The organism is Pseudomonas sp. IT-93MI4 (assembly GCF_949767635.1).
Taxonomy (GTDB): domain Bacteria; phylum Pseudomonadota; class Gammaproteobacteria; order Pseudomonadales; family Pseudomonadaceae; genus Aquipseudomonas; species Aquipseudomonas putida_A.
The window spans coordinates 315,273-340,405 of record NZ_CATKPP010000057.1; the positions used below are offsets into that span (position 1 = coordinate 315,273).

The following is a 25,133-nucleotide window of genomic DNA, read 5'->3' on the forward strand; positions in this document are numbered from 1 at the left end:
GAGGCCCGATCAGGCAATAAAGAAGCCGGACTCACTTTGGCCCGAGAATTTTCGCCAGTTTCTCCGGCGAAGGCGCGCCTTGCTGCTGTTGCAGCTCACCCTTGTCATCCATGTAGAAAATCGCCGGCGTCGCCTGCAGTTCCAGGTCTTCCATCAACTGCATGTTGGCGGCCAGTTTGGTCTGCACCGCTTTTGGAATGTCTTTCAACGGCTTCAGGGTGCTGGCCTTGCCGGCCTTTTCGTGATCTTCCAGGGCCTTGGCCGGATCTTTCGCCGCCAGCAGCGCGGCGGATTTCGCCGGGCTGTCTTCGCGGATGATCCCGACCATGATGTGCCGCAGCTGCACCTTGCCGGCCTTGACCCATGGTCGCGCCTGTTCCCAGAACATGTTGCAGTACGGACAGTTGGGATCGCTGAACAGGTACACGGTGCGCGGCGCGTCCTTGTTGCCGTCCTGAATCCAGTTGCTGGCTTCGAACTTGCCCCAGATTTCCTTGGCCATCGGCGCATAGACCAGTTTCTGCAACGGCTCGCTGCTCAGATCCTTGCCGTCGGCGTCGTACAGATTGCCGAGCAGCACGTGTTTCCCGTCCGGCGTCAGGTACAACGCCATGCCACGGTTCTGGTACTGCGCCGCATAACCACGCAAGCCGTCCGGGGCGTCGAACTGGCCGACGATTTTTGCGCCCTTGGCTTCGATCTGCTTGATCGCGGCGGGCAATTCTTCGGCGGCCTGCACCGACGGCAGGTGCAGCAGGGCAGTGCCCAGAGTCAGCGTCAGCAGGTGGCGGAGGCGGGGCATGGCAGTTTCCTTGCAGAGGTGGCCGGTGCGGCGGTTGGATTCGGGATGTCGAAATTTTCCAGGGCGCGGGCCAGGCTGGCGTTCGACAGTTCGCCCAGATGACTGCTCAGCAAGCGACCGTCAGGGCTATAGAACAGCGTAGTCGGCAACGCCATGGAGCCCACGGCCTGACCCAGTCGACCGCTGCGGTCGAACAGCACGTTGTTCAGGCTCAGGCCCTGGGTTTCCAGGAAGGTGGCAACGCTTTGCATGCTTTCGGCCTGATTGACGAATAGAAAGGTCAGGTCCGGGCGTTGTTGTTGAGCGTTTTCCAGCACCGGCATCTCGCGCCGGCAGGGCGGGCACCAGGTTGCCCAGAGGTTGATCACCAATGGTCCGCCCTGATAGTCGCTGAGCTGGATGGTCTCGCCTGCGGCGTTGCGCAGGGTGATTTCCGGCAGGCGCGTGCCTTGTTCGTAGATGTTCAGTGACAGGGTCGCCAACAACCAGAACAGCACGCCGCTGGCCACGCCAAACCCCAATGGCCGACGCAGGCCCGGGCGACGCCAGCCGCGATAGAGAGCGGCGAGCAGCAGCACGATCACCCCCGGCCAGGCGAGGAATCCACCATCGCGCAGGTCGATGATCTGCCACGGATCGTTGCGATAGTGGCCCCAGTACAGGGCGACAAACGCCACGCGTGCCGCGAGCATGCCCAGCAGAAACAGGCTGAACAGCGCCGACTCGGGGTTATCGCCGCCACGCTTGGCCACCCGCCAGCCGACAAAGGTCGCCAGCGCCAGGGCACTGATCAGCAGCAGGTGGTTAAGCGCGATGGCAAAGGTGCCGAGGGTGAACGTCAGCATTTAATTGGCGTCTCGGGTGGTGGTCCAGCGTTGCAGGAACGTCTCGGCATCCACCTCACCGGTGATGCGCTGGCTACGTCGTTCTTCGCCGTCGGTGCCGATCCAGACAAAACTCGGTGGCCCCGGGACTTTGTAGCGGCCGAGCAGCTCGCGGCTGGCGGCATTGTCGGCAGTGACGTCGAGGCGCAGCAGGCGCACATCGCTCAACGCCTGCATGACCTTGTCCTTGCCGAACACCTGTTTCTCCATGACTTTGCACGACACACACCAGTCGGCGTAGTAATCGAGCAGCACCCACTGGCCTTGAGCCTTGGCGCTATCCAGTTCGCGCAGCAGGGCGGCCGGATCCTTGATCGTGGTGAACGCGTCATGCCCGCTCGGCGTGGTGCTGGCGACCCGCCCGGCGCTGTAAACCTGCAACGGTTGATACGGGTCGTCACTGCCACCGGCAGCGCCGATCAGCAACAGGCTGCCCCACAGACCGAGCAGCAACGAACTGGCGCCGAACACTTGGGCGACCCGGCCGAAGCCGTCCGATTGCTTCCAGGCACAGAACGCCGCGATCAGCAGCAGCGCGCCACACAGGCCCAGCCACAGTGACGAGTCCAGCACCGGGCGCAGCATCAGCAACGCGGTCGCGAGGAACAGGAAACCAAAGATGCCCTTGAGCAGGTTCATCCACGCGCCAGGCTTTGGCAGGAAGCGATTGCCGACGGTCACCAACAGCAATAGCGGCACCCCGATACCGATGCCCAGCGCAAACAGAATCAAGCCACCGTGCAGCGCATTGCCGCTCTGCGCGATGTACAGCAAAGCGCCGGCCAGTGGTGCGGTCATGCACGGACCGACCAGCAGACCGGACAACGCGCCGAGCACCCCGGCGCCAATCAGGCTGCCGCCGCTGCGACTGCGCGAAGCGTGTTCGAGGCGGTCACGCAGGGCCACCGGCAATTGCAATTCGAAGAAGCCAAACATCGGTAGCGCCAGCACCACGAACACTGCTGCAAATGCACCGAGCAGCCATGGATTTTGCAGCCACGCCTGCAGGTTGGCGCCGAGCAGCGCAGCGATCACCCCCATCGCTGCATACACCAGCGCCATGCAGATCACATAGCTGCTGGCCAGGGCGAAACCACGGCGTGGGGTGGCGCCGCTGCCGACAATCATGCCCGCCAGAATCGGCAGCATCGGCAACGAACACGGGGTAAACGCCAGCAACAGGCCGAGGCCGAAGAACACCAGCAGGCTCCAGCCCAGCGCCCGTTGTTGCAGGCTGCTGGCCAGGGCCTGATCCGGTGCTTCGGCACTGGCCGTTGGCGTGGCTTTGCCGCCCAGATCGATGACCCGGGTCTGCGGCGGATAACACAGGCCGGCATCGGCGCAGCCCTGATAACTGACCTTGATCTGACCGCTGGCCGACGCCGGGACTTTCACCTCCAGCCCTTGGCGATACACCGGTTGTTCACCGAAGAACTCGTCACTGTGCGACTCGCCCTCGGGCAGCGCAGGCTGCTGCTCGGCCGTCAAACCGTCGAATTTCAGGCGTTTCTGGTACAGGTAATAGCCGTCGGTGATTTGCCAGAACAGCTGGGTTTCCCCGGACTCAAGGCGTTCGGAGGTGAGCACGAAGGCTTTGTCGACCGGCAGAAACTCCGGTTTGGTCTCGAATGGGTTGTTTCCCGCCTGGGCCAGGCCGGAGATCAGCAGTACAAACAAAAGAAAAAAATGACGCATGGAGGAGCCTTGTCCCTGTGCAAGTGTGGGCACAATGGTGGATGGCGATTAACCGATGATTAACCGTCACGCCCTTGTCGCTGTGGCGTTGGGCGCCATAATGTCAGCTTAATCGGCCAACGGCCTAATCGGCTTTTTTCTACGGGACGGATCATGCACGTACTGGTTTGCGAAGACGATGAACTGATCGCCAGCGGTATCGTTGCCGGTCTCACGGCGCAGGGCCTGACGGTCGAGCACGTCAACACCGCCTCGAAAGCGCGAGCGATGCTCAAAGTTGCCGAATTCGACGTGATGGTGCTCGATCTCGGCCTGCCCGACGAAGATGGCCTCAAGTTGCTGCAACAACTACGTCAGCAGGGCCTGGAAATTCCGGTGCTGATCCTGACCGCACGCGACTCGGTGACCGACCGGGTCGATGGCTTGCAGGCCGGGGCTGACGATTACCTGCTCAAACCCTTCGATCTGCGGGAATTGTTCGCCCGTCTGCAAACCCTCCTGCGCCGGGTCGCCGGGCGTAGCGTCAACCTGATCGAGCACGGCGCGCTGACCTACGACCCGAGCAGCCGTGAAACTACCCTGGCCGGGCAACCGGTGGATCTGTCGCGGCGCGAACAGTCGCTGTTGCAGGCGTTGTTGCATAACCGTGGCCGGGTATTGTCGACCGAGCAATTGAAGGACAGCGTCTACGGCTTCAACGACGAGTTGGAGAGCAACGCCCTCAACGTGCACATCCATCACCTGCGCAGCAAACTCGGCAAGGGCATCGTCGAAACCGTGCGCGGTCTGGGTTATCGCCTCGGGCCGGCCGATGGTGGAGAACAACAGAAGTGATGAGTCTGCGTTTGCGCCTGAGTCTGACCCTCGGCGCCGCGTTCGCCCTGATCTGGGCGCTGGCCGCGGCCTGGATGCTCAGCGACTTGCGCAATCAGATGATGTTTTCCCTCGACCAGCGGCTGGTAGCCTCGGCGCGCATGGTCGCCGGGCTGCTGGAGCAACTACCGGCGCTGCCGAGCAAGGGCGAGGGCACCCATTTCAGTGCCGAACAATTGAACATTCCCGGCGGCATGGCTTGTCAGGTCAGTTCGTTGCGCGGGGAGATTCTGGCCCGTAGTCACAGCAGTCCCGAGCAAACCCTGGAAGCGGAAAAGATGGGCTTCCATGACCAGATGATCAATGGCGCGCCGTGGCGCAGTTTCACTCTCGCGCGGGGGGACGTGCGGATCACCACGGCCGATCGGCAGATTGAACGCGAAGCGCTGAACATGTCGATCCTGCTGGCGGCCTCGGTGCCGGTGGGCGTGGCATTGCTCGGTTGCCTGTGCCTGTTGTGGCTGGGCATCGGCCAGGGGCTGGCGCCGCTCAATCGGCTGCGCGAAGCACTGATGCGACGTAATGCCGACTCGCTTGAGCCGCTGCAATTGCAATCATTTCCCAGCGAATTGAAACCGTTGCTCGATACGCAGAATCAGCTGTTCCAGCGCATCGGCAAGACCATCGAGCGTGAACGCCGCCTGACCGGTGATGCCGCCCACGAACTGCGCAGCCCGCTGACGGCGATCAAGACCCACCTGCAAGTGGCACGCATGACCGAAGGCAGTGCCCGTGATCAGTCGTTGGCACGCGCCGAAGAGGGCGCCGACCGCATGCACCGCACGCTGGAGCAACTGCTGTTGCTGGCGCGGGTCGAGGGCAGTCTGTCGTTCGATGACGGCGTGCAGTGCAGCGCCGAACAGGTGGCGAAACTGGCGATGCAGGATGCGGCCGGCGGCGAGCGTCAGCGCATCAAACTGCAATTGCCCAAGCAGCTCTCCAGTGCGCCGGTGCAAATGCCGGCGGTGCTGTCGATTGCCGCGTTGCGCAATCTGCTCGACAACGCCCTGCGCCATACCCCGGCGGACGCTGAGGTGGAGCTGAGTCTGGAAACGGTCGGCCAGCGCGCCCGTTTTGTGGTGCGCGACCACGGCCCGGGGATTGCGGCGCAAGATCTGCAGCATCTGACCCAACGCTTCTGGCGCAACGGTCAGAGCACCGGCTGCGGTCTCGGCCTGGCCATTGTGCAAGCCATCGTCCAGCGCTGCGCCTGCACCCTGCATTTCGACAGCCGTCCGGATGGCTTGCGCGTCGAGCTGACCATGCCGCTGCAACCTGTCTGAACCAGCAAAAATCCCCTGTGGGAGCGGGCTTGCTCGCGAAGGCGTCCGGTCAGTCGACAGGTTGCTGACTGGCACGCCGCCTTCGCGAGCAAGCCCGCTCCCACATTAGGGGATTTGTGGTGTGGCACATCAAATGTAACGTCTCTGCGTTGGTGATTCGCCAGCCTCGGCGTTAAGGTCGGGGCTGCTCTGACTCAATGGATTGAGGGAACGCGCCATGGAAGCATCGATCTGCATCTGCCCGGCGAAACCTGCCGACGCCGGCATCATCAGTCGCATCATCGAGCGATCGATTCGCGTCGGTTGTGCGCTCGAACACCGCAACGATCCGCAACTGGTCAGCCGCTGGATCGGCCGACAATCTGCCGACGTCATCAGCGCGCACCTTGCCGACCCGCATTGCTACCTGAATATCGCCTTGTTGCAGGACAAACCGGTGGGTGTCGGCATGGCCACGGCCAGCGGTGAGATAGGCTTTTGTCATGTGCAGCCGGAATGGTTTCGCCGTGGCGCAGGGCGCGCCCTGATGGCCGACCTTGAAGGCTGGCTGCGGATTCGGGGTGTGCCGCAGGCGCGCATCGCCAGCACCCGTAGCGGCGCGGCTTTTTATCGGCATCTGGGCTACTGCGATGCAGTGCCACGCGCCAGCGATCAGGGCTTGCACCGCGTTACGCTGCACAAGCTGTTGCCATTGTCCGACTGACATCTCGATCAAGGGTCTAAATCCTCGCCCCGCTTAAGCGTTTCCAGAACAGGAAAACCTGCATGTGCGCCCCGCGACCGGAACGCGCACCTGTGCGGTGTGCTGTTTTGGTCACTATCCATAGCGTATTGAGGGGTCGAGAGATGTCAGTCGCCACCAGCCTTATCGAAGAGTCGTCGGCCCGGATCAGCTCCGCGCCGGTGGAAACCCTGTATCAGTTCAACGAATCACCACTGCTGGCCCGGCAGAGCCAGCAGGAATCCAATGCCCGCAGTTATCCGCGACGCATTCCGCTGGCCCTCAAGCGCGCCAAGGGCCTGTACGTCGAAGATGTCGAAGGTCGCACCTTCATCGATTGCCTGGCCGGTGCCGGGACTCTGGCGTTGGGGCACAACCATCCGGTGGTGATCGAGGCGATCCAGCAAGTGCTGGCCGATGAGCTGCCGCTGCACACCCTCGACCTGACCACGCCAGTGAAGGATCAGTTCGTCCAGGACCTGTTCGGTTTACTCCCGCCAGCACTGGCGGCCGAAGCGAAAATCCAGTTCTGCGGCCCGACCGGTACCGATGCGGTGGAAGCCGCGTTGAAACTGGTGCGCACCGCCACCGGGCGCAGCACCGTGCTGTCGTTCTCCGGCGGTTATCACGGCATGAGCCAGGGCGCCTTGAGTCTGATGGGCAGCCTGGGGCCGAAAAAGCCGCTGGGCGCCTTGCTCAGCAACGGTGTGCAATTCATGCCGTTCCCTTACGACTACCGTTGCCCATTCGGTCTCGGCGGCGCGGCCGGGGTCAAAGCCAACCTGAGTTACCTGGAAAACCTGCTTAATGATCCTGAGGCCGGCGTGCAGTTGCCGGCAGCGGTGATTGTCGAAGCGGTGCAGGGCGAGGGCGGGGTGATCCCGGCCGATATCGAGTGGCTGCGCGGCTTGCGTCGGATCACCGAAAAGGCCGGGGTGGCGCTGATCGTCGACGAGATCCAGAGCGGTTTCGCGCGTACCGGCAAGATGTTTGCCTTCGAACACGCCGATATCGTCCCGGACGTGGTGGTGTTGTCCAAGGCTATCGGCGGCAGCCTGCCGCTGGCGGTGGTGGTCTATCGCGACTGGCTCGACACCTGGCAACCGGGTGCCCACGCCGGCACCTTCCGTGGCAATCAGATGGCGATGGCTGCCGGTTCCGCGGTGATGCGTTATCTGCTTGAGCACAAGGTCTGCGAACACGCTGCGGCGATGGGCGAACGCCTGAGCGAACACCTGCGCATCCTGCAACGCGACTTCCCGCAACTGGGCGACATTCGTGGTCGTGGCTTGATGCTCGGCGTCGAACTGGTTGACCCCAACGGCGCGCCGGATGCGCTCGGTCACCCACCCGCGTTCGCGCGTCTGGCACCGCTGGTGCAGCGTGAATGCCTCAAGCGCGGACTGATTCTCGAACTGGGCGGCCGGCATGGTGCGGTGGTGCGCTTCCTGCCGCCGCTGGTGATCACCGCTGCCGAAATCGACCGCGTCGCCGAGATCTTCGGCCGGGCCCTGGCCGCTGCCACCGCCGCTGTGTAAATTTTTCGCAGCGCCGAACGTTCTTTCTACATACCCGGCTGCACCCCCGGTGCAGCCCACCCTTACAACGATGGAGAACCAGCATGACGTCAGTATTCGACCGCGAGGACATCCTCTTTCAGGTCGTGGTCAACCACGAAGAGCAATACTCGATCTGGCCGGATTACAAAGCCGTGCCGGAGGGCTGGCGCACCTTGGGCAAGAGCGGCCTGAAGAAGGAATGCCTGGCCTACATCGAAGAAGTCTGGACCGACATGCGTCCGTTGAGCCTGCGGCAGAAGATGGAAGGGCAGGCGGCTGCTCAGTAATCTGCCAGGCAAAAACAAACCCGCTGGACTGGTGACAGGCAGCGGGTTTTTTCATTGCTCGCAATGGTGTTGTTCTGGCGGGCCTCTTCGCGAGCAAGCCCGCTCCCACATTGGATCTGTGGTGCACACAACTCCCCTGTGGGAGCGGGCTTGCTCGCGAAGAACGATAACGCGGTGTAACTGAAACTACGCCCCGCTCAACCCCTTGAGCAACAAATCCACATTCCCCTCCAGCTCCGCCACCGGGTCCGCTGCATCGGTACTCAACACCAGCAGATGACTCCCCGAGGCGGCAATTGCTGCTTTCACTGCCTCCGACGGCTGACGATGATGCAGCACCAGCGCCACGTCGTTGTCCTTCAGCGTCGCCGTGAGCTTCTTCAGATCTTCGGCTGTCCACTCGGCATCTGCTCGCGCGTCCTGGCCAATCAGCTCCAGATTCAGGCTGCCGATCAGATAACCGAAGTGATCGCTGAGGCTCAGCACACTGAGGTTGTCGGCCTCGGCCAGGCGCGCTTCGCTGTCGGCACTGAGCTTGAGCAGGCGCTGTTTCAGCATCGCCAGATTGGCCTCGATCTTCGGTTTGGCCGACGGCGCCAGGCGCACCAGATCCGCGGCGATCACGTCAGCCATGCGCCCCATGTTGTTGCTCGCCAGCCATGGCTGACTGTTCAAACCATCGACCTTAAGCCCCGGCTGCACGGCAATCCCCGGCAGGGCGCCATCCACCGGGCGCGCCGCGTCGACTTCGACAATGCGAATGTTGCTGCGCCGCGCGATCGGGTACAGCGGATCATCGGCCCACAGCGAGCGCACGCCGATCACCGCGTCGGCATTGCTCGCCAGTTTGCCCAGCGCCGGAGCGCCGCGACCGGTGAAGTATGCGGTCTGACGGCTGCCCGGCAGATTCGCCGGGGCCGCGCGTTCCAGGCTGACGTCGGTGCCTTTGAGCAGCACTTCGCCGAGGCCGTAGGTGATGGGCAAAGAGGCCAGTACGCGCAGCGGTTGAGGGTTTTCAGCCGCCAGCAACGGGCTGCCGACCACGCCGCACAGGGCCATGGCCAGGGTCAGTTTTCGCAGTGAGAAGATCATTTATCCAAGGTTCCCTTTCAGACTCGGGACAACCCCGCGCGCAATGGCGGCGAGGGCGAAGGCGATGCCGGCGACCAGGATGATCGCGGCGCCGGACGGGATTGGCAGATCGAAGACGATCGGCGCGAGAATCCCGCACAGCGTGCTGACGGTAGCAATCAGCACCGAGCACCAGAAGAAGCCCTTGAGCGACTGGCTGAGCAAACGCGCGGCCGCCGCCGGAATCACCAGCAACGCGCCGACCAGAATCGCGCCGATGACCTTCACCGCCGCGACGGTGATCAGCGTCACCAGAATCACGAACAGGTAATCCAGAGTCTTCACCGCGACGCCGCGCACCGCCGCCAGTTGCGGGTTGAAACTGGCGAGCATGATCCGGTTGTACAAAGGCAGTGCCAGGGCCATGACCAGCGAACCGACGATGGCCAGCACCAGCAGGTCGTTGCCATTGACGGTGAGCACCGAACCGAACAGCACGTTCTCCAGAATGTGCACGTTGATCTTGCCCGCCAGAATCAACAGCAGGCTCGCGCCAAGCGCCAGCGACACCGAGAGAAACACGCCGATCAGGGTGTCGGGCGCCAGGCCGGTGCGGTTGCGCAGGTAGTTGAGCAGGATGCCGAACAACAGGCAGTAACCGAACAGGCTGCCGTACGGCCCGGTGTAGGGTTCGCCGAGCAGAATGCCGATGGCCACGCCGGTCAGCGCCGCGTGCCCGACCGCTTCGGAGAAAAACGCAAAGCGCTTGACCACCACCAGCGTGCCGAGGCCACCGAGCACCGGACCGATCAACAGGCCGGCGAGCAATGCGTTGACCACAAAGCCGTAGGCCAGCGCTTCCGGCAGGTACCCGGACGACGCCCAGCCCTGAACCATCAAACGAAAGGCTTCGTAACTCATCAGACCGCGCTCCGTGGATGGGTGGAAAACAGACTCAGCAGACGTTCCGGGGTCAGTGCCTGTTGCGGCGTGGCGTCGAATAGCACGCGGCGGTTGAGACCGGTGACCCGGTCGGCCAGACGCTTGACCGCTTCCAGATCGTGCTCGATCCACAGCACGGTGATGCCAGCGGCGCGCCAGTCGCCGAGCAGGCGTTCGAACACCTGGATCCCGGCTTCGTCGAGGGCCGACATCGGCTCATCCAGCACCAGCAATTGCGGAGCCGGGATCAAGCCTTGAGCGAGCAACACGCGCTGCCGTTCGCCACCGGACAACGCGCCCATGCGCCGCTTCCGCTTGTCCTGCATGCCGACCCGTTCCAGCGCCTCGCCGATGGCCTTGGCGTAATGCTTGCTCAGGCCGAGAAACGCCGGGCGGCGCTGGCACATGGCGGCCATGAAATCGTCGACGGTCATCGGCAGGCCGCGATCAAACTCCAGCGCCTGCGGCACGTAGCCGATGGTGCCGGGTTGGCCGGGCCAGTGCAGGCTCAGTTGACCCTGATGCGGCATTTGCCCGAGCAGGGTCTTGATCAGCGAACTCTTGCCACCGCCGTTGGGGCCGACCAGGGCGTGGACGTGACCGGGCTGAACCTGGAAGGTCACGTTGTCGAGGATCGTGGTGCGCCCGAGGGTCAGAGAGACTCCCGCAAAATCCAGAGTCGGCCCACTTACCCCTTGTGGGAGCGGGCTTGCTCGCGAATGCGGTGGTTCATTCAATAATGATGCTGACTGACCGGACGCCTTCGCGAGCAGGCTCGCTCCCACAGGGGATGGCGGGGTGTCAGAGAGGGTTTCTTTTGCTGTCATGCCCCGGACTCCTGAATCGCCCGCACCACGGTGTCGAGGTTGCCGGTCATTTCCTTTTCGTACTTGTCGGCGCTGTATTCGCCATAGGAAATGTGCGACAGCGGGTACAGCTTCACCCCGGACTCACGCTGGATGGTCTCGACGTAAGTCGAGGGGAAATCCATCTCGGAGAAGATCACCTTCACGTCGAGTTCGCGCAGTTGGTCGATGGTCTTTTTCAACTGGCTCGGGCTCGGTTCGATGCCGTGGGCCGGTTCGACCACGGCCGTCACTTCCAGGCCGAATTCGCGCAGCAGATAGTCATAAGCCGCATGCACCGTGGCCACGCGCAGTTCGGCGTTCGGTGCCTGAGTCAGTTTGGCCAGCGCATCGGCGCGCATCTGCCGCAGGCGTTTGCCGTAGGCGCGGGCGTTCTGGGTATAGGCCTTGGCGTTGTCCGGGTCGAGTTTGCCCAGCTCGCGGGCGATGTTGTTGACCTGGGCAATCGAGGCGCTGATCGACAGGAAGGTGTGCGGGTTGACCACTTTGCCGGCGCCGCGCGCAGCGGTACCGGTGGCCGCCAGCAGCGGCACGTTTTCGTTGGCTTCGATGGTCTTGATGTTCGGCGTTTCGCTGGCGGCGATCATGCGGTCGGCGAAGTCGTCATGACCGACCCCGTTGAGCACGATCACGTCCAGCCCGCTGATGCGCTTGATGTCTTCGGCGCGTGGCTCGTAGGCGTGCGGGTTGAAACCGGCGGGAATCAGCGGCACTACCTCGGCCTTGTCGCCGACGATGTTCGCCACATAGCTGTAATACGGGTGCAGGGTGATGCCGATGCGCAGGCGTTTGCCCGGATCGGCGCTGGCCAGCGGGCTCAGCAGGCACGCGCACAGGCCTAACAGCAGGGTGCGCAGGAGGGGACGGCGAGTCAGGGAAATAAGCATGGGCAAGCGGTCTTCTCTCGGGTGAAGGCGAAGGTTCAGTGGCGATGCTCGCGGGTCACGCCGGCATCGAACTGCGCGACGATCTGTTTCCAGCCTGCGGCGGACAGCGCGGCGTCAGTCAGTTCGGTGGGCGTCTGCAGCTCGGCGGCGCGGTTGAGCCAGATGTCCGGCGCGGCAGTGGCGTCGGCGCTCAGTAGCATCACGAACGAACCGGCGACGGCGGGCGACTGGCTGTGGCCGAAATAGGCGCGGTCCGCCAGTAACTGCCAGGCATGGCCACCACGGCTGACCGAGCTGGCGTCCTGAGCGAACGGGGCGAAACCTTCTTCAGCCAGGGTCTGTGGTGTCGGCAGGCTTTGCTGTTCTGCACGCAGCAGGCGGATTTCATCGAGGGTCACCCGCAGGTCGGCGTAGATGCCTTGCTCGGCAGCGCTGAGGTCGCGCCGCGCATCGAGCTGATGGCTGGCGACCGGTTCCGGTTCATGGGACACCCCGCGCCACGCGACCACCGAGCCGGCGACGGCAAGGATCAGTAAACACAACAGCAGAACATTGAGGGTTTCATGCCCGGCACCGGCCGGGCGGACGACTTGGGTGGTGGGCGTGCTCATGGGGCCTCGATGTCGGCTTGGTCGATTTCCACGACGTGGCCGGGGCCGGCGTCGAACAGCACATAAAACTCGGCCGCCGGTTTCTTGAAGGTCAGGCTTGAGTCGGCGCCGAGCTTGCCCGGCAGCAGGATGGTTTCGTCGTAACCGATCACATCGAGGGTCACCCCCGGCGCGCCGCTGCCGTCGGAGAAGCCGCCGGTGCATTTGATCTGCTCGGCATCGACGGCCTTGCATTCGCACATCGGGTTATGGGCCAGGGCGCCGGTGCTGAAACCTGCGCACAGCATCAGCAACGCGGCGCGCAACCGCAGGCGGGAAGGGCGTGGAACGCGGTTCATGGTTTGGCTCCTTGTTGGTTCAGCCAGGCGAGGGTGGCGGGGGAGGCCTGGCTCAGGGGAATCGAGGCCTGATGCATGCTGCCGTCCCAGCCTTCCATGGTGATCCACAGTTCGGCATCGGCTTTGGTTTTTTCCGCCACCGGCAATTGCGCGCCCATGCGATACGGCGTGCCAAAGAAAATCACCCCGGCGGCGCGCAGGCTGCGCGGTTTGCCGATGCGCAGGTACGTCGCCTTGACCTGTTCGACACAGGCATCGCAGAGGGCGGCATTGAAGTCCTTCATGTAACCGGCGGGGCCGCTCAGGCGCGGTGCTTCGTTACGCAGTTCGGCCAGGCGCAGGCTCCACGGGCCGACCTGGATTTCGCCGACCTCATGCTCACCGAGGCCGACGTCACCGCGAAACAGCGCGGCATCGGCGAAATACTTGGGCATGAAGCCCAACGGAATCAGCAGCAACAGGGCGTTCAGATGAAAACGCCATTTGTGCCAGAAGCGGCGCAGGGCGGACGGTTGGGCAGTGCGATTGGACGGGCTCACAGGCTGACCTCCGCCGGTTCACGGCTGACGCGGGGGCTGCGGGCCTTTTTATTTTCGCGCTTGAGGGCGTTGGCGGTGGCCAGCGCGGTGCGCTTGGTCCAGATCAACAGGCCGCTGAGGACCATCATGCTCAGCAGCAGGCCGAAGAAGAACCAGATCAGTTTGATCCACAGACCGCCGAAATCACCTGTGTGCAGCGGGCGCATCGACTCGGTGACGAACTCCAGCGAGGAACGGTCGGTCAGCAGTCGCGTGGCGGCCATCTCACCGTTGTACGGGTTGAGCGTGGCGGTCTGGAACATCAGTGGATACCAGCCGCGCCCGCCAACGCTCAAGTGGCTGTAGGCATTGCCCGGCAGGCTGACGAAGCTGACCTCCAGCCCGGGGATGTGCTGTTCGGCGATCTGCACCGCGCGATCAAGGCTGATCCGTGGGGGAGGACTGGCGTCGCTCGACATCGGTACGCTTTCCCGAGACATGGCGGGAATGATCGGTTCGCTGCTGATGGACACCTGGTTGTCGGCCAGAATGGCCTGGATCAAAAACCAGGTGCCGGTGATCGAGATCACCGCGATGAACCAGATCGACCAGATGCCGCTCAGTCGATGGAAGTCGCCCCAGAAGATCCGCGCACCGTGACGAAAACGCAGGGTGGGTTTGAAGAAACCTTTCCAGAAACGCTTGTACACCACCAGCCCGGTGACCAGCGAAGCGAGCATCGGCAGGCCGAGGAACGACACCAGGTACCAGCCCCAGCTGAAACCATTGGTGAACGGCACCAGCCACCAGCCGTGCAGGGCGCGGGTGAACGCCTTGAAGTTGAAGTCCGGCGCCGGGCCTTGAATCACCCCGGTGTACGGGTTGACGTAGACCGTCTGCGAGCGGCCGTCGGGGTAGCTGACCTCGACGTCGAGGGCGAAGTGCGATTCGTCGGGACGGCTGATGCTTTCCACCAGCGTCTGCGGTTCGGCCTGTTTGATCGCGGCCAGCACTTGATCGTAGCTGAGCAGCGGCGCGTCATCCGATGGCTGGCTGGCGCGCATCTGCGGGTTGGCCAGCCAGACGATTTCCTGGCTGACCACCGCCAGCGTGCCGGTAACACAGACGATCAGGACAAAAAACCAGATCGGCAGCGCGAGCCAGCTATGCACCAGGAACCACAGTTTGGAGCGGGATTTCTTCGACATGATTGCGCGTCTTGATTTCGATGAAAGGGCACGCGGCTACGGGCTTCGCAGCGCGGGTGTCCGCAAAAGGCGCGGTCGTGGCTGTTGCCTGTGCGAGCGGCCTGCATCTATATAGGACGGATGAGCCGGACAAATCCCGAAAGACGATATGAAAGCAAATGTTTCGCAATTCCCCCCTGTGGGAGCGGGCTTGCTCGCGAAAGCGGTCGATCATTCAACATTGAGGTCGACTGACACGACGCCTTCGCGAGCAAGCCCGCTCCCACAGGGGCGTTCGGTGATCGGCCGATCAAACACGATTCATGAATGCCGCTCTCACTGCCTGGCAATTGATGCAGTCAAGGCGCTCCCTATGATGGAAATCACTCGATTCCCCTAGTGAGCCCCCTGATGACCCCCAGAACCCTCTACGACAAACACATCGATTCGCACACCGTGTGCCGCCTCGACGATCAGGGCCATGTGCTGTTGTACATCGATCGCCAAGTGATCAACGAATACACCAGCCCGCAGGCGTTCAGCGGTCTGCGTGCTGCCGGGCGCAAGGTCTGGCGGCCGGGTACGGCGTTGGCGGTGGTCGATCACGTCAACCCGACCACCCCCAAACGGGTGGCGGCGATGCCTGATGCCGGCGGTGCGCGGCAGGTGTCGTATCTGGCGGAGAACTGCCGGGACTTCGGCATCGAACTGCTGGACATTCTCGATAAACGTCAGGGCATCGAGCATGTGATCGCCCCGGAGCAGGGCTTCATTCTGCCGGGCATGGTCATCGCTGCCGGTGACAGCCACACCACCACGTACGGTGCGCTGGGGGCGTTCGGATTTGGCATTGGCACCTCGGAAATCGAGCACCTGCTGGCCTCGCAGACGCTGGTCTACAAACGCCTGAAAAGCCTGCGCGTGACGGTGGATGGCGAACTGGCGCCGGGGCTGACGTCGAAGGATGTGATCATGGCGCTGATCGGCCGCATCGGTGCGTCGGGCGCCACTGGCTATGCGATCGAGTTCTGCGGTTCGACCATTGATGCGCTGAGCGTCGAGGCGCGGATGACCATTTGCAACATGGCGGTAGAAGCCGGTGCACGCGGCGCGTTCATGGCACCGGACGAAAAAGTTTTTGCTTATCTCAAGGGGAAACCCCGCGCGCCGCAAGGCGTACTGTGGGCGCGGGGCGTGGAAAAGTGGCGTGAACTGCGCAGCGATCCCGGCGCCGTGTTCGACCGCGAAATCCATCTCGACGCCAGTCTGCTGGAACCGATGGTCACCTGGGGCACCAGCCCCGATCAGGCCGCGCCGATCGGTGCGCAGGTGCCGGACCCGCAACGCATCGACGATCCGATCCTGCGTCAGGACATGCGCCGCGCCCTCCAATACATGGGCCTGGAGGCGGGGATGGCGCTGCGCGATATCGTCATCAGCCACGCTTTTATCGGCTCCTGCACCAACGCGCGGATCGAGGATCTGCGTGACGCCGCCAGCGTGGTGCGCGGTCGGCGGGTGGCCGGGCATGTGCGGGCGATGATCGTGCCCGGCTCCAGTGAGGTCCGCGCTCAGGCTGAAGCCGAAGGGCTGGCGCAGATCTTCATCGACGCCGGTTTCGAATGGCGTCAGTCCGGCTGCTCGATGTGCCTGGCGATGAACGATGACGTGCTCGCGCCCGGCGACCGTTGCGCCTCCAGCACCAACCGCAATTTCGAAGGCCGCCAGGGCGCCGGGGCGCGCACCCACCTGATGAGCCCGGCGATGGTCGCCGCCGCCGCGATCAGCGGCCACCTCACCGACATCCGCCACTTTGGAGAACGCCCATGAGCCTGCAACCCTTCACGCAAGTCAGCGGCCGGGCCGCGCCGCTGCTCGCGGCCAACGTCGATACCGACGTGATCATGCCCAAGCAGTTTCTCAAGGGTATCGATCGTCAGGGACTGGATCGTGGACTGTTTTTCGATCTGCGCTTTCTTGCCGACGGTACGCCCAACCCGGAATTCGTGTTGAACCAACCGGCCTGGCAGGGCGCGAACTTTCTGGTGGTCGGGCCGAATTTCGGTTGCGGTTCCAGCCGCGAACACGCGGTGTGGGGGTTGCAGCAAATGGGCATTCGCGCGCTGATCGGCAGCCGTTTTGCCGGGATCTTCTACGACAACTGCCAGCGCAACGGGGTGTTGCTGATTACCCTGGACGAGGCACAGGTGCAGCGCATTGGCCGGTTGGTGAGTCAGCCTGAAACGGCACTGATCCATGTGGATCTTGAGGCGCAGCAGATACGTCTGGCGGACGGTGAAGTCATCGATTTCCAGATTGACGGCTTGCGCAAGACCGCACTGTTGCTGGGGCTGGATGCGATAGGCAGTACCTTGCAGCGGCGTGAGCAGATCGAGGCGTTCGAGCGCGAACATCTGGCCGCCAACCCATGGCTGACCTGACACGCCTTTTACCCTGTGGGAGCGAGCCTGCTCGCGAAGGCGTCGTCTCAGCCAGCACTCAATTGTCTGACCCGACGCTTTCGCGAGCAGGCTCGCTCCCACAGGAGGCTGTTTTTACAGTGACAGTGCTTTGAAATGCCCCTGCAGAAACTCCACACACGCCCGTAGCTTGCCGGAATTGGCCAGCCGCGTCGGGTACACCGCCCAGACATTGGCGCTCTGGCTGTAAGCGGCCAGCACCGGCAGCAGTCGGCCCTGTTCCAGCAACGGTTTCACATCCCACAATGAACGCAGCAGCACGCCGCGTCCGTCGAGCGCCCATTGCAGGACGATCTCGCCGTTGTTGGAAGACAGCGGCCCACTGACCCGCACGCTTTCCTGCGTGCCGTCGCGATCCAGATGCCAGACGCCGAAAGCGTTGTCGCGCTCCTTGATCACCAGGCAGTCATGTTGTTGCAGATCGTCCAGAGTCTGCGGTGTGCCTCGGCGCTCAAGGTATGCGGGCGCAGCGCATAGCACACGGCGGTTGCTCACCAGTTGCCGGCCGATGTGCTGGCCGGGCAGGTCGTCGCCGACGCGGATTTCCAGATCGAAGCCTTCGTTGACGATGTCCACCGCGCGGTCGAACAGGTCCAGGCGAATCTGCAACTGCGGGTGAAGCTCGGCCAGCCGCGAAACCGCAGGCGCCACATGGTTGCGACCGAAGCCGAAACTGCTGCAGATGTGCAAACGCCCGCGCGGGTTGTCGTGGGCGTCGGCGAGGTCGTCATGCAGTTGCTGAAAATCATCGAGGATGCGCAAGGCCCAGCGCTGCACCCGCTCACCGTCCTCGGTCAGCGACACCCGGCGACTGGTGCGGTGCAGCAGGCGGGTGCCGAGGGTCGATTCGAGAATCTGGATGCGTTTGCTGACGTAGGCCGGGGACAGGCCCAGTTCATCCGCAGCGGCGGCAAAACCGTTCTTGCGGATAACGGTCAGCAGCACGCGCAGGTCTTCGGGCAGGGGCACGGGGTCTTGGTTCTGGGACATGTGGGAACGAGCATTGGCGGCACAAGCCGCCAGCATAGCATCGGCGGTACAGGGCTCGATTCAGCGTAGGAAATCCAGCGCTTCGGCGAGCAACAGTTCGGGCACTTCTTCGGCCAGATAATGCCCGGCCGGCAGCGCCTTGCCACTGACGTTGGTCGCCACAAGCTGCCATTCCTTGAGCGGGTCAAAGCAGCGCCCGACTGTGCCTTGCGCACCCCACAGCACCCGCAGCGGCAGGTCAAGATGATGCCCGGCAGCGATGTCGGCCCGGTCATGTTCCAGGTCGATGCTGGCGCTGGCGCGGTAGTCCTCGCAAATGCCTCGGGCGCTGCCGGGACGTTGCAGGCAACGCAGGTATTCGCTGAACGCTGGCTCGGTGAACGGCGCGAGTCCGGCGCTGCGGCTGCCCATCACGCTGCGCAGATAGGCTGCGGGATCGGCCTCGATCAGGGTTTCCGGCAACGGCGCCGGGCGGATCAGGAAGAACCAGTGCCAATAGGCGCGGGCGAACGCTTCGTTGGTCTGTGTGTACATCGCCAGGGTCGGGGCGATGTCCAGCAGCATCATCCGCTGCACCGCCGCGCGGTGGTCGAGGGCCAGGCGATGGCCGACCCGGGCGCCACGGTCGTGGGCCAGAATCGAAAACTGTTCGAAGCCCAGCGCCTGCATCAACTCGAGGTTGTCCCTGGCCATTTCGCGTTTTGAGTAATGGCGGTGTTGTTCATCGGCAGCCGGTCGGGCGCTGTCGCCGTAGCCGCGCAGGTCGGCGGCGACCACGGTGAAATGCTCCGCCAACTGCTCGGCAATCTTGTGCCAGATCACGTGGGTCTGCGGGTGTCCGTGCAACAGCAACAGCCCCGGGCCGCTGCCACCGAGGCGATAGGCGATGTCGACGCCGTTGACGTGGCGCTGGTCTTTGACGAATCCGGCAAACATCGGGCTGATCCTTGTTCAGGTGCGGGTGGGATGCATCCTGAAAGTGTTCGGCATTCGGGGCAAGGGTTGAAGCGTGGTGTGGTGGTTCGTGAAGTGTGATCTATCCGCATTGGCCTCATCGCGAGCAGGCTCACTCCTACAGTTGAAATGCGTTCCAATTGTAGGAGTGAGCCTGCTCGCGATAGGGCCAGCCAAAACCCTGAAAATCTCAACCCTGACTGAACATCTCCATCGCCCGCTGCTTGATCTGCTCTTCCGTCAGATCCTCCTTGCGCGTGGCGAGAAACCACAGGTGCCCATAGGGATCCTTCAGCGTCCCGCTGCGATCGCCATAAAACTGATCCTTGACCTCCGACACCGCACTCGCCCCGGCATCCAGCGCCCGCTGAAAGGACTTGTCGACATCGGTGACATACAGATGCAAACCGACCGACACGGCATTGTCCGGACCACTCAACGGCCCTTGATCGCACGGCGTGCCGAGCATGATCGCGCTGTCGCCAATACGCAGTTCGGCGTGGCCGACGCGCCCGTCTGGCATGTCCAGGCGCATGACCTGGGTCGCGCCGAAGGCTTTCTTGTAGAACTCGATGGCTTCGGCAGCCTTGAGGATGCCGAGGTACGGGGTAATGCTGTGATACCCCTCGGGAATGGGTTTGACGCTCATGACGTTCTCCCTGTTTTTGTTTTGCGAGGTATGGCTCCACCGGATTTGTGGAAGATTCACTATAGAACTGTCTGCGCGGCCAGGATTTTTCCCCGACGAGCAGTCAGTCCAGAAAGTGCGCCCCCGGCCCCTGATCACCGAGCACATCGCCCTGATTGCGCAACGGGCAGGCCTCCATCGACAGACACCCGCAACCGATGCAACCGGTGAGGCGGTCGCGCAACAAGGTCAGTTGATTGATCCGCTCGTCCAGTTCGCGGCGCCATTGTTCGGACAGGACTTTCCAGTCTGCTGCTGTCGGAGCGCGGTCGTCGGGGAGTCTCTTCAGCGCCTCGCCAATCTCCGCCAGCGGAATGCCCAGGCGTTGCGCGACCTTGATCAACGCCACCCGGCGTAAGACCGCCCGTGGGTAACGGCGCTGATTGCCGGCATTGCGCTGGCTGGTGATCAGGCCTTTGGCTTCATAAAAATGCAGGGCAGTGACCGCGACTCCGCTGCGCGCGGCGACTTCGCCCACGGTGAGCTGTTTGTGCAGGTTTTCCGGGGTGATCATTTTGCAAAAGGACTCTTGACCTTGACTTAACTAGAGGTTTTACCCTGCAGGCCTTCGAGTCGCAAGACTCGGCTTACGATGAGTGGGGACTTCTCATGCAAACCTCAGCGAAAAATCGCAGCTTTACCCAATTGATCGAATTCGAGATCGAGCCGCGCCAGCAACCGGCATTGGTCTGTGCGCTGGCGCAGCAGAGCGAACATCTGGCACAGCGCTACGCTGGCTTTGTCAGCGCCAGCGTCCAGGTCAGCGACGACGGTCGGCGGGTGCTGAGCTTACTGCAATGGCAGAGCCGCGAGGCCGGGGAGGCGGCGTTCTGTCGCTTTGAAAGCGGCGAGCAGGATTTCTGGCAGCTGATCCGCGCCCATCAGGCGAAGACCGTGACCTTCAATTCATTTCAGGTGTTGAGCAGCATCGCCCGCAGTCATGACGATGCGCTGCACTGCAATCTGGTCGGCTAGATCGACAACTGGATCAGGCGTTCACCGTGCAGGTTCTCCGTGAGTCGCCGTTTGTTCACCGCCAGTTCGCCGATCTTGATCAGCCGCGTGCGGGTGACATTGCGGCTCAGACCGAGCAGCGCGGCGGTGTGCACCTGGTTGTAATGGCAGAAGCGATAGGCGGCGCGCAGCAGGGCGTCTTCGACCTTTTCGTGGAGGGCGCCGGCCTGTTGTTCGAAGAGCTTCTGGAAGGCTCGCTCCAGCAGCGCTTCCGGTGAATCGTCGGCGCTCGACTGCTGATCGTCCGGGCGCTCGATGCGCAGGTTCGACAGGCGCAGATCGTCGCGTTCGATCACGCCGTTGCGGCAGATCAACAGGGTGTGATGGATGACGTTTTCCAGTTCGCGGATGTTCCCCGGCCAACTGTAGCTGCGCAGTTTCTGTTCGGCACCGGAGCTGATGCTGACCCGTCCGTAACCCAGGCGCTGGCTGTAGGCCTCGATGAAATGTCGGGTCAGCGGCAGGATATCGCCGGGTCGTTCGCGCAGCGGACTGAGTTCCAGATTGACCACGTTCAACCGGTAGAACAGGTCTTCGCGGAAGTTTCCGGCATTGATCGCTTTCTCCAGTTGCACGTTGGTCGCGGCCAGCACGCGCACATCGATCGGAATGCTCTTGCGCGAGCCGAGGCGCACCACTTCGCGCTCCTGCAACACCCGCAGCAACTTGACCTGAATCGCCATCGGCAAATCGCCGATTTCGTCGAGGAACAAGGTGCCGCCATCCGCCTCTTCGAACCACCCGGCTTTGGCGCTGAGGGCGCCAGTGAAGGCGCCTTTTTCATGGCCGAACAGCTCGGCTTCCACCAGCGATTCGGAGAACGCACCGCAGTTGACCGCGACAAACGGCCGATGCCGGCGGTGGCTCAGATTGTGGATGTGCCGCGCCACCAGCTCTTTGCCGGTGCCGGTCTCGCCGATGATCAGCACGCTGGCTTCGCTCGGCGCGACCTGCTGCAGATGCGCCAGCAGGGCCTGGGACTTGGGGTCTTCGAAGACCTGTGCGGTGGCACGGATCGACGTCGCCAGAGCGGGTGAGGGCGGAAGGGTCAGCAGTTGCATGGGGCTCGCTCCATTAAAGGCAGGATCAGGAATAGAACGTTGGCACCGGCAGCGCCTGATTCAGCGCCCAGTCGCCCAACTCGTGAAGTTTGTAGTCGAGCGGGTCGTGCAGGGTCTGCGTGCGCAGGTTGCGCCAGTGCCGATCGAGACGCAGCGAAGCGTGGGTCGAGCGCGCGCCAGTGACTTCGAACAAACGGCTGCAAATATCCAGCCCCTGACGACTGGCGGCGACCTTGGCGGTGGCAATCGCTGTGGCCAGATGTCCGCGCTCTTCTGCGGTCAGGTTCGGGCCTTGGGCCCAGGCCTCGTCGAGCAGCGCGGCGGCCCGTTCGACCAGCAGGCGGATGCCTTCCAGCGCCACCCAGAACTCGCCGTAATGCGCGAGTACGTACGGGTCTTCACGCACATTGCGGGCGGCGGATTTGTGCCAGAGCCGGGTTTCGCTCAGCGTGTACTGGCGCGCTTCCTCAAAAGCACCTTCGGCGATGCCGAGAAACATGTGGGTGAAGGTCAGTTGCGCGATCAGCGGACGCAGGCAGGCGAACGGTGTGCTCAACGGGCCGGGATCGAGCAGCAGTTCGGATTCCTCGACCCGCACCCGTTCGAACGTAGCGCTGCCGCTGTCGGTCTGGCGCTGGCCGATGTTGTTCCAGTCGTCGTGCAGAGTGATGCCGCTGCGACCGCTGGGGATCGCCGCGATCAGCAACTTGCCGCCGGCACTTTCGTCGACGGCCGAAGCGATCAGCATCTGCGAATCGCTGGCGCCGGAGCAGAAGCTTTTCTTCCCGGAAAACTCGCGCCAACCGCCGAAGTCCTTGACCACGGTGCGGGTGTCGAGCGGGTTGAGGGCGTTGCCCCAGAACCAGTTCTGCCGCGCGGTCTGTTCGAACCACGGCTGCCATTGTTCGGGCCGCGAGAACAGGCGCACGGTGGCGAGCATCAGGTGATGAAAGCCGAAGACGTGGGCGATGGAACTGTCGACCTTGGCGAACTCGCGCACGACTTGCAGGGTTTCGCTCCATGTCGCGCCGAGGCCGCCGTAGCGGGTGGGAATGCTCAGGGCCAGGAGGCCGCTGTCGCGCAGGGCATCGCGTTCGGCCTTCGGCGTACCGCCGCGCTCGTCACGCTCGACGGCGGTGACGGCGAATTCGGCGGCCAGTTGGCGCGCGGTCTGCAGCGGGGAGAGCAGGGTGCTTTGTGGGTTGGCGGTCACGCGGTGTTCCTCATCAAATCGACGCGATTCTCTGTAGGAGTGAGCCTGCTCGCGATGTGGTCAGCACAGTCGACATCACCGTCGCAGACACACCGCTTTCGCGAGCAGGCTCACTCCTACAGGGGGCGTTTTAGGCCTTGGCTTGGGTGGGCAACACATCGTTGGCAATCATTTCGCCAAACGGCCCGGTGAGGTTGGTGACGCCGCGTCCAGCCAGGCTTGCATACGGCTCGGGCAGCAACGGGAACACCAGTTCGGCAAAGCGGTAGGCCTCTTCCAGATGCGGATAGCCGGAGAAGATAAAACTCTCGATACCGAGGTCGGCGTACTCCTTGATCCGCGCGGCCACTTGCTGCGGATCGCCCACCAGCGCGGTGCCGGCGCCGCCGCGTACCAGACCGACGCCGGCCCACAGGTTGGGGGCGATTTCCAGGTTGTCGCGACGCCCGTCGTGCAACGCCGCCATGCGCCGCTGGCCTTCGGAGTCGAAGCGCGAGAAGGATTTCTGCGCGGCTTCGATGGTCTCGTCGCTGATGTGCTCGATCAGTTTGTCCGCAGCCTTCCACGCCTCTTCGGCGGTCTCGCGAACGATGACGTGCAGGCGAATACCGAACTTCACCTTGCGTCCATGGCGAGCGGCACGTTCACGTACATCGGCGAGTTTTTCGGCAACGGCGGCGGGCGGTTCGCCCCAGGTCAGGTACACGTCGACTTGCTCGGCAGCGAGGTCATGCGCCGCGTCGGACGAGCCGCCGAAATACAACGGCGGATACGGTTTCTGCACCGGCGGATACAAGGCTTTCGCGTTCTGCACTTTCAGGTGCTTGCCCTCGAAATCCACCGATTCGCCTTGCAATACCCGGCGCCAGATCTTGAGGAATTCGTCGGTGACTTCGTAGCGTTCGCTGTGGCTCAGGAAGCTGCCGTCGCCACGGTTTTCGTCGGGGTCGCCGCCGGTCACCACGTTGATCAGCAGACGACCGTTGGACAGTCGATCGAGCGTCGCCGCCATGCGCGCCGAAACGGTGGGCGAAATGATCCCCGGGCGGATCGCTACCAGATAACGCAGGCGTTCGGTCAACGGCACCAGCGCCGAGGCGATCACCCACGAGTCTTCGCAGGAGCGCCCGGTGGGAATCAGCACGCCGTGATAGCCGAGGCTGTCGGCGGCTTGCGCCACTTGTTTCAGATAATTCAGGGTGACCGGGCGCGCGCCTTGGGTGGTGCCCAGGTAATGGCCGTCGCCGTGGGTCGGCAGGAACCAGAAAACATCCATGAACAGCTCCTTAAGCGATTTTCAGCAACGGTTTGATTTGTGTGCCGAACAGCGGCGCGGCGCGTTCGGCGGCCAGACGGATCCGCGCTTTCAGCGGTTCGCTGGTGATTTGGTAGTCAGCGAAATCGGCTTCGGTGGCGTAGACCCCGATCGGCAGGGTCACCGCCTGGAAGAAACTGAACAGCGGCCGCAACTGATGATCGAGCACCAGCGCATGGCGCTCGCTGCCGCCGGTGGCGGCGAGCAGCACCGGGGTGTCGATCAGCGCGTTGAGGTCGATCAGGTCGAACAGATGCTTGAGCAGGCCCGGGTAGGAACCGCGATACACCGGCGCGGCGACGATCAGCAGATCGGCCTGTTCGATAGCTTGCAGTTCGGCCTCGACCTCGGCGCTCAGCTCCTGACGCGACAGGGCACCACCCAACGGGCGGGCGATGTCACCGAGTTCGATCAGATGACTCTCGACCGGCAAGTGCCCGGCCAGCTCGGCCAGCAGCGCTTGGGTCAGCACCAGCGTGCGCGATGGACGCCAGGTGCCGCCGGAGAGGGCGACGACTTTCAGGGGACGCGACATGATCAGTTCCTTTTTATCAACAGTTGCTCAGCGAGCAGTGAGTAAGTGCCAAGGCTTGAGCAAGCGCTGTACCAATTCCTGAGAGCCCCGGTTTACTTGGGCCTTAGCGCTATGGCGTGAGTCGGTTGTGCAGATATCAGGCGGGTTTGTTGATCTGCTGTTGCCTGGGCAACAGTTGCTGGAGCAACAGTTGTTCGCCGTGTGCAGGGATTTATAGCGGCTGCTGTTTATTCCGTAAAAGAACGTTAATCGATATTTATAGATCGTTAAGAGATATGTCGCCGATCAAGCTGAATTCCTGATAGCCACTATTGAGAGCGTTGATTTTTGCCCGGAGAGGCGCGGGCGTAGCCTTTGTC

27 protein-coding genes are annotated in these 25,133 nt (G+C 63.0%); 8 read left to right on the plus strand and 19 right to left on the minus strand.

The features are described from left to right. Window positions 1-31 precede the first annotated feature (31 nt). The 3 genes from dsbG to dsbD are packed head-to-tail and all read right to left on the minus strand — an operon-like array spanning window position 32 to window position 3,381. Window positions 32-802 (minus strand): thiol:disulfide interchange protein DsbG, encoded by a 771-nt coding sequence (gene dsbG, locus ACM6I7_RS25860; RefSeq protein WP_027613399.1) that lies wholly within the window; start codon window positions 800-802, stop codon window positions 32-34. Continuing rightward, window positions 778-1,647 (minus strand): TlpA disulfide reductase family protein, encoded by an 870-nt coding sequence (locus ACM6I7_RS25865; RefSeq protein WP_003226672.1) that lies wholly within the window; start codon window positions 1,645-1,647, stop codon window positions 778-780. Before ACM6I7_RS25865 ends, dsbG begins: the two co-directional genes overlap by 25 nt. After that, complete coding sequence (gene dsbD / locus ACM6I7_RS25870; protein ID WP_414889516.1) at window positions 1,648-3,381, minus strand: protein-disulfide reductase DsbD; 1,734 nt, start codon at window positions 3,379-3,381, stop codon at window positions 1,648-1,650. It abuts the gene before it with no gap. Between the two features lie 153 nt (window positions 3,382-3,534). Here dsbD and ACM6I7_RS25875 point away from each other — a divergent pair, with 153 nt between their 5' ends. From ACM6I7_RS25875 to ACM6I7_RS25895, 5 genes are all read left to right on the plus strand, one after another. Next, window positions 3,535-4,215, plus strand: coding sequence for a response regulator (locus ACM6I7_RS25875; RefSeq protein ID WP_007969056.1), 681 nt, complete (start codon window positions 3,535-3,537; stop codon window positions 4,213-4,215). Further along, window positions 4,215-5,537 carry an ATP-binding protein gene (locus ACM6I7_RS25880; RefSeq protein WP_414889517.1) on the plus strand — a complete coding sequence of 441 codons (1,323 nt, stop codon included), beginning with the start codon at window positions 4,215-4,217 and terminating at the stop codon, window positions 5,535-5,537. The genes ACM6I7_RS25875 and ACM6I7_RS25880 overlap by 1 nt, the downstream gene beginning before the upstream one ends. A 217-nt stretch (window positions 5,538-5,754) precedes the next feature. Beyond that, complete coding sequence (locus tag ACM6I7_RS25885; RefSeq protein WP_097088262.1) at window positions 5,755-6,240, plus strand: GNAT family N-acetyltransferase; 486 nt, start codon at window positions 5,755-5,757, stop codon at window positions 6,238-6,240. A 143-nt stretch (window positions 6,241-6,383) separates the two neighbouring features. Beyond that, on the plus strand, window positions 6,384-7,796 hold the full coding sequence (locus tag ACM6I7_RS25890; protein ID WP_103368485.1) for an aspartate aminotransferase family protein: 1,413 nt from the start codon (window positions 6,384-6,386) through the stop codon (window positions 7,794-7,796). A gap of 83 nt (window positions 7,797-7,879) precedes the next feature. Further along, window positions 7,880-8,104, plus strand: coding sequence for an MbtH family protein (locus ACM6I7_RS25895; protein ID WP_414889518.1), 225 nt, complete (start codon window positions 7,880-7,882; stop codon window positions 8,102-8,104). A 186-nt stretch (window positions 8,105-8,290) separates the two neighbouring features. On the opposite strand, the gene ACM6I7_RS25900 is transcribed toward ACM6I7_RS25895, so the two are convergent. Genes ACM6I7_RS25900 through ACM6I7_RS25935 form a run of 8 tightly spaced genes read right to left on the minus strand, consistent with a single transcriptional unit; the run spans window position 8,291 to window position 14,545 of the window. Next, window positions 8,291-9,196 (minus strand): metal ABC transporter substrate-binding protein, encoded by a 906-nt coding sequence (locus tag ACM6I7_RS25900; protein ID WP_414889519.1) that lies wholly within the window; start codon window positions 9,194-9,196, stop codon window positions 8,291-8,293. Beyond that, complete coding sequence (locus tag ACM6I7_RS25905; RefSeq protein ID WP_003226663.1) at window positions 9,197-10,096, minus strand: metal ABC transporter permease; 900 nt, start codon at window positions 10,094-10,096, stop codon at window positions 9,197-9,199. Beyond that, on the minus strand, window positions 10,096-10,944 hold the full coding sequence (locus ACM6I7_RS25910) for a metal ABC transporter ATP-binding protein (RefSeq protein ID WP_285373371.1): 849 nt from the start codon (window positions 10,942-10,944) through the stop codon (window positions 10,096-10,098). Before ACM6I7_RS25910 ends, ACM6I7_RS25905 begins: the two co-directional genes overlap by 1 nt. Further along, complete coding sequence (locus tag ACM6I7_RS25915) at window positions 10,941-11,870, minus strand: metal ABC transporter substrate-binding protein (protein ID WP_098964849.1); 930 nt, start codon at window positions 11,868-11,870, stop codon at window positions 10,941-10,943. The genes ACM6I7_RS25910 and ACM6I7_RS25915 overlap by 4 nt, the downstream gene beginning before the upstream one ends. Window positions 11,871-11,905: 35 nt before the next feature. Further along, complete coding sequence (locus ACM6I7_RS25920; protein WP_027613390.1) at window positions 11,906-12,481, minus strand: DUF6162 family protein; 576 nt, start codon at window positions 12,479-12,481, stop codon at window positions 11,906-11,908. After that, complete coding sequence (locus tag ACM6I7_RS25925) at window positions 12,478-12,819, minus strand: hypothetical protein (protein WP_103368488.1); 342 nt, start codon at window positions 12,817-12,819, stop codon at window positions 12,478-12,480. The genes ACM6I7_RS25920 and ACM6I7_RS25925 overlap by 4 nt, the downstream gene beginning before the upstream one ends. Then, entirely contained in the window at window positions 12,816-13,358 is a 543-nt protein-coding gene (locus ACM6I7_RS25930; RefSeq protein WP_027613388.1) for a hypothetical protein, read from the minus strand. Before ACM6I7_RS25930 ends, ACM6I7_RS25925 begins: the two co-directional genes overlap by 4 nt. Further along, window positions 13,355-14,545 carry a PepSY-associated TM helix domain-containing protein gene (locus ACM6I7_RS25935; protein WP_414889520.1) on the minus strand — a complete coding sequence of 397 codons (1,191 nt, stop codon included), beginning with the start codon at window positions 14,543-14,545 and terminating at the stop codon, window positions 13,355-13,357. The genes ACM6I7_RS25930 and ACM6I7_RS25935 overlap by 4 nt, the downstream gene beginning before the upstream one ends. A 390-nt stretch (window positions 14,546-14,935) precedes the next feature. On the opposite strand from ACM6I7_RS25935, the gene leuC reads away from it, so the two are divergent. Beyond that, window positions 14,936-16,354: a 3-isopropylmalate dehydratase large subunit gene (gene leuC / locus ACM6I7_RS25940; RefSeq protein ID WP_150368226.1), complete on the plus strand. Its 1,419-nt coding sequence runs from the start codon at window positions 14,936-14,938 to the stop codon at window positions 16,352-16,354. Then, window positions 16,351-16,965: a 3-isopropylmalate dehydratase small subunit gene (leuD, locus tag ACM6I7_RS25945; protein WP_097088242.1), complete on the plus strand. Its 615-nt coding sequence runs from the start codon at window positions 16,351-16,353 to the stop codon at window positions 16,963-16,965. The genes leuC and leuD overlap by 4 nt, the downstream gene beginning before the upstream one ends. A gap of 114 nt (window positions 16,966-17,079) precedes the next feature. Here leuD and ACM6I7_RS25950 read toward each other — a convergent pair whose 3' ends face one another. From ACM6I7_RS25950 to soxR, 4 genes are all read right to left on the minus strand, one after another. Beyond that, a complete protein-coding gene (locus ACM6I7_RS25950; RefSeq protein WP_414889521.1) occupies window positions 17,080-18,030 on the minus strand; it encodes a LysR substrate-binding domain-containing protein in 951 nt (316 codons plus the stop codon). A gap of 24 nt (window positions 18,031-18,054) precedes the next feature. Further along, window positions 18,055-18,930: an alpha/beta fold hydrolase gene (locus ACM6I7_RS25955; RefSeq protein WP_027613383.1), complete on the minus strand. Its 876-nt coding sequence runs from the start codon at window positions 18,928-18,930 to the stop codon at window positions 18,055-18,057. A 208-nt stretch (window positions 18,931-19,138) separates the two neighbouring features. Next, window positions 19,139-19,597 (minus strand): VOC family protein, encoded by a 459-nt coding sequence (locus ACM6I7_RS25960; RefSeq protein ID WP_097088236.1) that lies wholly within the window; start codon window positions 19,595-19,597, stop codon window positions 19,139-19,141. A 103-nt stretch (window positions 19,598-19,700) separates the two neighbouring features. Continuing rightward, window positions 19,701-20,150: a redox-sensitive transcriptional activator SoxR gene (soxR, locus tag ACM6I7_RS25965; RefSeq protein WP_103368494.1), complete on the minus strand. Its 450-nt coding sequence runs from the start codon at window positions 20,148-20,150 to the stop codon at window positions 19,701-19,703. A gap of 95 nt (window positions 20,151-20,245) precedes the next feature. Here soxR and ACM6I7_RS25970 point away from each other — a divergent pair, with 95 nt between their 5' ends. Then, window positions 20,246-20,611 carry an antibiotic biosynthesis monooxygenase gene (locus tag ACM6I7_RS25970; RefSeq protein ID WP_414889522.1) on the plus strand — a complete coding sequence of 122 codons (366 nt, stop codon included), beginning with the start codon at window positions 20,246-20,248 and terminating at the stop codon, window positions 20,609-20,611. Here the strand turns inward: ACM6I7_RS25970 and ACM6I7_RS25975 are convergent. From ACM6I7_RS25975 to msuE, 4 genes are all read right to left on the minus strand, one after another. Further along, entirely contained in the window at window positions 20,608-21,711 is a 1,104-nt protein-coding gene (locus tag ACM6I7_RS25975; RefSeq protein WP_414889523.1) for a sigma-54 interaction domain-containing protein, read from the minus strand. The two genes, ACM6I7_RS25970 and ACM6I7_RS25975, sit on opposite strands and share 4 nt — an antisense overlap. 25 nt (window positions 21,712-21,736) lie before the next feature. Beyond that, the gene (locus ACM6I7_RS25980; RefSeq protein WP_346651726.1) at window positions 21,737-22,924 is read right to left on the minus strand and encodes an acyl-CoA dehydrogenase family protein; all 1,188 of its coding nucleotides are present in this window, start codon (window positions 22,922-22,924) and stop codon (window positions 21,737-21,739) included. A gap of 130 nt (window positions 22,925-23,054) precedes the next feature. After that, window positions 23,055-24,200 (minus strand): FMNH2-dependent alkanesulfonate monooxygenase, encoded by a 1,146-nt coding sequence (ssuD, locus tag ACM6I7_RS25985; protein WP_095137367.1) that lies wholly within the window; start codon window positions 24,198-24,200, stop codon window positions 23,055-23,057. A gap of 10 nt (window positions 24,201-24,210) precedes the next feature. After that, window positions 24,211-24,774, minus strand: a complete 564-nt coding sequence (msuE, locus tag ACM6I7_RS25990; protein WP_047599911.1) for an FMN reductase — start codon at window positions 24,772-24,774, stop codon at window positions 24,211-24,213. Between the last annotated feature and the right edge of the window lie 359 nt (window positions 24,775-25,133).